The organism is Aquiflexum sp. (genome assembly GCF_041751335.1).
In the GTDB taxonomy this organism is placed as follows: Bacteria; Bacteroidota; Bacteroidia; order Cytophagales; family Cyclobacteriaceae; genus Aquiflexum.
Genome location: NZ_JBGSXS010000258.1, coordinates 1 through 4,162, shown reverse-complemented (window position 1 = coordinate 4,162; position 4,162 = coordinate 1). Strand labels below are relative to the sequence as shown.

At 41.0% G+C, this 4,162-nt stretch carries 2 protein-coding genes and 1 pseudogene; 2 read left to right on the top strand and 1 reads right to left on the bottom strand.

Features of this window, described 5'->3' with window-relative positions; translation table 11 throughout:
• A pseudogene (locus tag ACEW8U_RS14315) lies at window positions 1-330 on the top strand (hypothetical protein); the annotation flags it as partial.
• A 19-nt stretch (window positions 331-349) separates the two neighbouring features.
• Entirely contained in the window at window positions 350-2,335 is a 1,986-nt protein-coding gene (gene mobC / locus ACEW8U_RS14310) for a conjugal transfer protein MobC (protein WP_373522732.1), read from the top strand.
• Window positions 2,336-2,733: 398 nt separating this feature from the next.
• On the opposite strand, the gene ACEW8U_RS14305 is transcribed toward mobC, so the two are convergent.
• On the bottom strand, window positions 2,734-4,162 hold a 1,429-nt coding region (locus ACEW8U_RS14305), incomplete at its 5' end, for a hypothetical protein (RefSeq protein WP_373522731.1).

Below are 4,162 nucleotides of genomic sequence, written 5' to 3'. Positions count from 1 at the left end.
TATGTCGACCATAGGAACCGGACGGTTTTCAATGGCAGTTCCTTGGGCAAAAAATACAGTGCCAAGGGTTTGACGGAAGCACTTGGAGTCGGTCACCCCCCTACCCCAAAAGATCCTTTGACCAAGCAAAAAAATGATCTGTCTTCCAACCCAAGCAAGTCACAAAATGAAAAAAATACTAATGAAATGCCACTAAATATGACTGGTTCAGATGACAGTGAATCAGGTTTACTGGAAACATTGATGTCTCCTGAAAGCAGTTACAGTTATGTTCCATTTGACTGGAAAAGGCGGAAGAAAAAGAAGAAGAAAGGGATCAAGAAATCTTAATCAAGAGAACTGAAAAGAGATGCAGACAGGAGAGAACGAACAGGCATTGAGGAAGATTCTGGATATGACAAGAATGATGGGGATAGCAGTACTGGCCCTGCATTTCTATTATTATTGCTATGGGACTTTTGCCCTTTGGGGATTGGTAACCCCGTTTTCGGACAACCTTTTGGGCAATGTGGTCGGTACAGGTTTGTATAGGAATTTCAATTTTTCAAAGTTGATTGCGCTGGGGATGTTGTTGATTTCTTTGCTTGGAGCCAAAGGAAGAAAGGATGAAAAATCAACCTATCACCAAGCCATTTATTTGATATTACCGGGAATTCTGATCTACTTTTTAAGCCAGTTATTGTTCGGCTTATCACTGGATCAGGAAAGCCTTGGAATCTTATATATGGGAACCACAGGCATGGGATTTTTGATGATGTTATCAGGCGGGACCCTACTCTCCAAGATCATCAGACAAAGATTGGAAGGGGATATTTTCAACCGGGAAAATGAAACTTTTCCCCAGGAAGAAAGGAAGCTGTGCAATGAATTTTCCGTTAACCTTCCCTCCAAATACTACCTGAAGGGAAAGCAAAAAAACAGTTGGATCAATATCATCAACCCCTTCAGGGCATTGTTGGTATTGGGAACCCCCGGGGCTGGAAAGAGTTATTTTGTGATCCGCCATGCCATCACCCAACATATCGAGAAAGGATTTTCCATGTTTGTCTATGACTTTAAATTTGATGACCTATCCAGGATCGTTTACAATTGTTGGCTGAAAAACAAGAATAGTTATCAGGTCACCCCAAAGTTCTTTGTGATCAATTTTGATGAGCTCTCAAGAACCCATCGCTGTAATCCGTTGGTACCTGAATCCATGACCGACATCACCGATGCTGCGGAATCCGCCAGGACCATTCTGATGGGACTCAATAGGGAATGGATCAAAAGACAGGGTGATTTCTTTGTCGAATCACCCATCAATTTTTTGACTGCCGTGATCTGGTTTCTGCGAAAATACAGGGATGGGGAGTACTGCACCTTGCCCCATGTTATTGAACTGATGCAGGCAGAATACGATCATCTTTTCACCTTGCTGAGACTGGAAAAGGAAATCGATGTGCTGATCAATCCCTTTGTCAATGCCTATCTCAATGATGTGATGGAACAATTGGAAGGGCAAATTGCCTCAGCCAAAATATCTATGGCCAGGCTCTCTTCCCCTCAGTTGTACTATGTGCTATCGGGCAATGATTTTACCCTGGACATCAACAATCCCGAGGAACCGAAGATTGTATGTATGGGCAACAATCCCCAAAAAATCCAGACCTATGGGGCTGTTCTCTCCCTCTATGTCAACCGCTTGGTGAAGCTGGTCAACCAAAAAGGAAAGCTAAAATCCAGTTTGATATTCGATGAGTTTCCCACCATTTACCTCAATGGCATTGACAGTCTGATCGCCACTGCTAGAAGTAACAAAGTGTCCACCATATTGGGGATTCAGGACCTGAGTCAACTTCGAAAAGACTATGGCAGGGAACAGGCAGATGTCATCATGGGCATTGTGGGCAATATCATTTCGGGACAGGTGACAGGAGAATCGGCACGGCAACTTTCGGACAGGATCGGCAAAATCATGCAGGACAGACAGAGCCTTTCGATCAACAGCGGAGATACTTCCATCAGCAAATCCAAGCAACTTGATGCTGCTGTTCCACCTTCCAAAATAGCCTCCCTTTCTTCCGGGGAGTTTGTCGGGTTGGTGGCTGACAATCCTGATTGCAAGATTTCTCTGAAGGCTTTTCACTGCGAAATCATCAATGACCATCAGGCCATCAAATCAGAGGAATCCGGGTATATGGACATTCCTGAAATCAGAAAAATCGATAATTTACTTGTTCAGAAGAACTATTCCCAGATCAAGCAGGACATTCAGGACATCATCCATTCAGAGCTACAGAGACTCTCGGATGATCCGGGGTTGAAGCATTTGATATTGGTGAAGGGGAAGTAGGGAGAAGTGGGAAAGTTGGGAGTTGGGAGTTGGAAGTTTTTCAGTAGGCAGTAGCAGTTAGCAGTTAGCAAAATTACTCCGCCGAAGATGACATTTTCGCCTTATTAAAATTAGCTGATTGCTTTTGCTGGTAATAATGAAAACCCACTGTTCTTTATGAAAGTATGAAATGATTTCAGTAAAAAGGTAATTCGGTATAAATCTCGATAGGAAACTGAAATGTCCGATACATCGGTCTTCCGACTTCGGTCTTCCGTCCTGTTTGTATAAGAATATTGGGTTACTGGCAAAGAAGCCGATAACCATAATGTTTTTTATTCAATTGATTCATTGGACAAGTTAGGAAGTGGGCTGCTGGGGCTACCAAGACCTTCCGGCATAACCCGCTCCCCTGCACTCTAGGTGTAGAATATATTTGTTATTTCAAATTCAAATCCACTTAGTTTTTCTTCTTCTACCATTTTCCTAAAAGCCTGTGAACAAAAGTAAATCGGTTCTGGTCGCAAGTGCCCACGTTTAACACCTATTTTCTGTTTGCTTACTAAAAAATCGCTACCGCTAATTGATGGGCTATTTAAAACATAAGCTTCGGATAAAAGATTTAAACCGATGGTGTGGCCTTTTGGACATTTGTAAATTTCTCCTTCACTACTGGTTGATAAGTCAAAAATATTAATTCCTGCAACTGTTCTTTGGGATAATTCAATTTCTGATGTAGCAACTAACTGGTAATAACCTGAAGTTCCTTTACCAAAAATCACTGGTTCTAATATTGCTCCTTTCAAATTTCTTTGCTTAAAAACTTCTGTAAATTTTTCAGACACAACCAATTCCCCTGCTATCGTTCTCGCTATATCTTTTTTCAGAATAGATCCTTTCTTTAACGTCAGCGGACTAATTTGTTTCCTGTTCGCTCCGCATATTTCACAAGCTGCTGTTTCATCATAAATAGTTCCACATTCCTCACCTACTGGTTCAAAGGTCGTTTTTATTTTCATCTGAAAAAGTGTAGCCGTATCTATTTCTTTCTTGCTATATTCTCTTTTGATATTTGAGTACAGAAAAAAGAAGTCATTGTTTTTTTCTCTTATCTGTTTATCTAAAATCCTAATTTGCTCAAACTTAGGGTCGTCTTTAGTAATATGGATAATTGTGTTTGATGCATTTCTTTTGCCTTCACCTAGTTTCAATAACAAGTGAACATATTCATTCCCTATTCTAAACTCAATCACTTCTTTCATATGAATTCTATTTAGGTATTTAGGTAATGGGAATTGGCTATAAACCCTATTCATTATTGCATCAAGCTGAGCTGCAGAAGGCTTTCCTATTCCATATCCCCATTCTGCCCAAAAGGCATTTGTAATTTGTTGATGGTACGCTGCATCCAACTTAATAAGCGGTCCATTAGCTGGCCCTCCTAAATATTTTGGGGTAATGTGATGCAGTTGTGTTTTACCTGCCAGTTTTGGATATGCTTGTTGTGCAGCCTTTAATAAATCATCAGAATATTGAAGTCCCCCCTTTGCAGCATCATCTGCAAATCTAAGAGAACTGGCAGCAAAACTGACATCCCTTGTCTTTTTGGCTGTGATTGCAAAATCTGTTGAAAAATCCATTACCCTCAAACCATCATCTGCAATACCAGCATTGGAGAGTGGGACATTTTGGTAAGTATAGAAAGATTTCCATCCATTCTTGACAGTCTCACCAAAAGAGACCAAGCCTCTTGACATTTTCCCTGCCGATCCGGCACCTATTCCATCTAATGCTGTAAAACCTACATATTTTCCAAATTCAGCTGGATCGTTGAAATTCGGAAGATTT

Excerpts from the sequence above, each read along its gene's own strand:
- mobC (WP_373522732.1), top strand. The coding sequence starts at position 350 with ATGCAGACAGGAGAGAACGAACAGGCATTGAGGAAGATTCTGGATATG.